A 3291-nucleotide genomic window follows, 5' to 3' on the forward strand; every position below is an offset into this window, starting at 1 on the left:
CCGCCACCCCCACCACATCCCACGGCACCACCACCCCCACCGGTACCGACAGCCGCGCCAGCCCCGCGCACAGCGCGCCCAGGTTGACCGCCGTCACCGCGAGGCCGAGCAGCGTGCCCGCCGTCACCGCCGCCAGCGCCTCCCCGGCCACCACCACCCGTACCTGGTTCCGCGTCGCCCCCGCCATCCGCAGCGACCGCAGCTCGGCCCCCCGCACGGACGTGGCCATCAGCAGGGTGCTCGCGAGGGAGATCCCCGTGTAGACGAGGGAGATGCCGAGCAGCATCAGCAGCCCGAGCCGCGTCTGTTCCTTGGCCCGGGGGTGCGTCGCGGCCAGCCACTCCTCGGCGGACCGCACCTCGCCCCCGCTCATCGCGGCGAGCGCGGCGGCGGCCCTGCCCGGATCGACCCCCGCCTCCAACCGCACGTCGACCCGATCCACAGGAACAGGCACAGGAACAGGCACAACCCCACGCCCAGCCCCAGCCGCACGCCCCCCAGCCACAGAGCCGGCCCCAACCGACGCGTTGGCCGACGTGACGTACGCCCCGTTGTCCCCGGTCCCGCGCGCCAGCACCGCGGCGATCCGCAGCCGCGCCCGGCGCCCGTCGCCCAGCCAGACGTCGACGTTTTCGCCGACCCGCCGCTGCTCCCACTCCTCGTTGACGACGATCGACCGGTCGTCCAGGTCGCGGACGTCTCCCGCGACGACCGGCAGCCGGGACGTCGCCGCCAGCGCGGCGGGGTCGCGCACCGCGCGTGCCTCGGACCGGACGAGCGCGCTGCCCCCTTCGCGTACGAAGACGGCGGTGGACGCGGAGGCGGAGACGGCCACGGCCCCCGGGACCGCGCGTCGCGGCGGCGGCTTCAAACCGGTTCCCGTCACCACGAGTTGGGAGAGGGTACGCTCCCGCGCCTCCGCGGCCTTCGCCCCGCTCACGGTCTGCGCCGCCCCCATCAGGCTGCCCGCGAGGGCGACGGTCACGAGGACGGGGGCCGCGACGGCGGCGGTGCGGCGTACGGAGGCGGTGGCGTTCTCGCGGACGAGGAGGCCGACCGCGCCGGGCAGCCGGAAGGCGCGGACGACGGGCCGTACGAGCAGGGGCGCGAGCGCGGCCGCCGCCGTGATCAGGATCATCGGCTGGACCGTGTACGTCTTGCGCTTCATCAGCGAGGACGGGTCCGTGACCAGGGTCAGGACGAGCAGCCCGAGTCCGCACGCGAGGAGCACCGCGCCGGTGATCCGCCTGCTCCACGGCATGACGTCGCCGTCCACGGACGCGTCGCGCAACGCCTCGGCCGGGGTGACGCGCCCGGCCCGCCGGGAAGCGGTCCAGGCCCCGGCGAGGGCGACGAACAGGCCGGTCCAGAAGGCGAGTTGGAAGGGCCAGGAGAGCCAGGCCCCGAGCACCGCCGAGACCCCGTCGGCCGAGACCGGGCCGACCGAGGAGCCGCGCGCCGCCAAAACCCCGTCGACCACGAACCAGCGCGGCGCCACCCCGGCCTCCACCAGCACCTCGCCGAGCAGCGGCCCGCCCCACGCCCCGAGCACGCACCCGACGGCCGACGCCGCGATGCCCACCGCCAGCGCCTCGCCGAGGAGTTGCCCGCGCACTTGTCCGGGCGTCGCGCCCGCCATCCGCAGCAGCCCGAACTCCCGCCGCCGCAGCGCCACGACGAAGGCGAACGTCGACGCCGTGACGAACACCGATACGAAGGCGGCCACCCCGCCCGCCGTGCCCAGGAAGGAGTTGACGGCCACCAGCGCCTCGGCGTCACGTGCCGTGCCGGGATCGGCCCGGCGGCGGTCGTCGCCGGTGACAACGCGGGCCCGCCCGCCGACCACGTCGCGCACGTCCCGCGCGGGGGCGTCGACACCGACCGCGTCCCGTTTCCGGCCGTCCAGCCGTACGGGCCCGAGCCGCCGAAGCTCGCGCAGGAGTTCGGTATCCACAGGGTGTGGATGGGCGAGCGGCTTCGATACGTACGTGGTGTCCGGACCGCGCTCGACCGGCACGGTCAGCCGGTCCTGCCCGAGGACGACGACGGGCGAACCGGCGAACCGCACGGGCGGACGTTCCGGCGCCGAGAGGCTCGCGTCGAGACCGAGGCCCATCGCCGCGGTGAGGCCGACGCCGAGGGCGACGGCGACGAAGGCGCCGAGGAGACTGCTCCAGCGGGCGCGCAAGGAGGCCAGAAAGATCATCGCCCACGCTCCTGGTCCGAGCCGACGCGGGCGGCGCGGCCACCACCGGCACCGGGTACGCCCCCGGCACCGGGTACGCCCCCGGCACCGGGTACGCCACCGACACCGCACCCCCCGCCCCCACCCGTGGTGCTCTCCAACGCCGCCATCCGCTCCGCCACCGCACCGGCACCCGGCGCCCGCAGCTCGCTCGTGATCCGGCCGTCGACGAGGAACACCACGCGATCCGCGTACGAGGCGGCCACCGGGTCGTGCGTGACCATCACGGTCGTCTGCCCTTCCTGGTCGACCAGTCCGCGCAGCAGCCCCAGCACCTGGCGGCTCGTGACGGTGTCCAGCGCCCCGGTCGGTTCGTCACCGAAGAGGACGGCGGGGCGGCTGACCAGCGCACGCGCGAGGGCGACCCGCTGCTGCTGGCCGCCCGACAGCTCGCCGGGCCGATGCGCGGCCCGGTCGGCGAGGCCCACCCGGGCCAGGGCGCCGCGGATCTCCGTACGGGAGGGGCGGCGGCCCGCGAGGCGCAGCGGGAGCGCGATGTTCTGGGCGGCGCTCAGGGACGGCAGGAGGTTGAACGCCTGGAAGACGAAGCCGATCCGCTCCCTGCGCAACAGGGTGAGCCGACGTTCGCTGAGCCCCGTCAACTCGGTCCCGCCCACCTCGACGGTCCCCGAGGTCGGCCTGTCGAGCCCGGCGGCACACTGCAAGAGCGTGGACTTCCCGGACCCCGAGGGACCCATGACCGCGACGAAGGTCCCGGCACGGACGTCCAGGTCGACGCCGTCCAGGGCGGTGAGGGGCCCGTGCCGGCGGCGGAGGGCGGTGAGGCGTACGGCGACTGTGTCCATGCCCCCGACCCAACCGCCGGGAACGCCCTGAATCACGACCACTAGGGGGCGTCCCGGGGTATACCCAGCCCTACCCCCGCCGGGTCAGGCCTGCCCCCACCGGCCCGAGGCCGCCATCGAGACCGGAGGGGACGTGGCGGTATGTCCGCCCGGAGCACAGTGGAGCAACTCCGGCACAGCAAGAGGGCGCCGACACCGAGATGGCGAGGACGGACATACCGCCGCGGCCCCGCCCCACCC

At 75.4% G+C, this 3291-nt stretch carries 2 protein-coding genes; both read right to left on the reverse strand.

Annotated features, from left to right (window positions below):
* Positions 1-2206: ABC transporter permease (locus IG54_RS0136970; protein WP_030795491.1), on the reverse strand; the 2206-nt coding region annotated here is incomplete at its 3' end.
* On the reverse strand, positions 2203-3051 hold the full coding sequence (locus IG54_RS0136975) for an ABC transporter ATP-binding protein (protein ID WP_030795494.1): 849 nt from the start codon (positions 3049-3051) through the stop codon (positions 2203-2205). The genes IG54_RS0136970 and IG54_RS0136975, both read right to left, overlap by 4 nt.
* Positions 3052-3291: the final 240 nt, after the last annotated feature.

Origin of the sequence: Streptomyces sp. NRRL S-920 (assembly GCF_000717945.1) — a bacterium.
Classification (GTDB): domain Bacteria; phylum Actinomycetota; class Actinomycetes; order Streptomycetales; family Streptomycetaceae; genus Streptomyces; species Streptomyces alboniger.

What these genes read in the sequence shown, in the direction of transcription:
- IG54_RS0136975 (WP_030795494.1), bottom strand. Translation starts at nt 3,051, where the DNA reads ATGGACACAGTCGCCGTACGCCTCACCGCCCTCCGCCGCCGGCACGGG.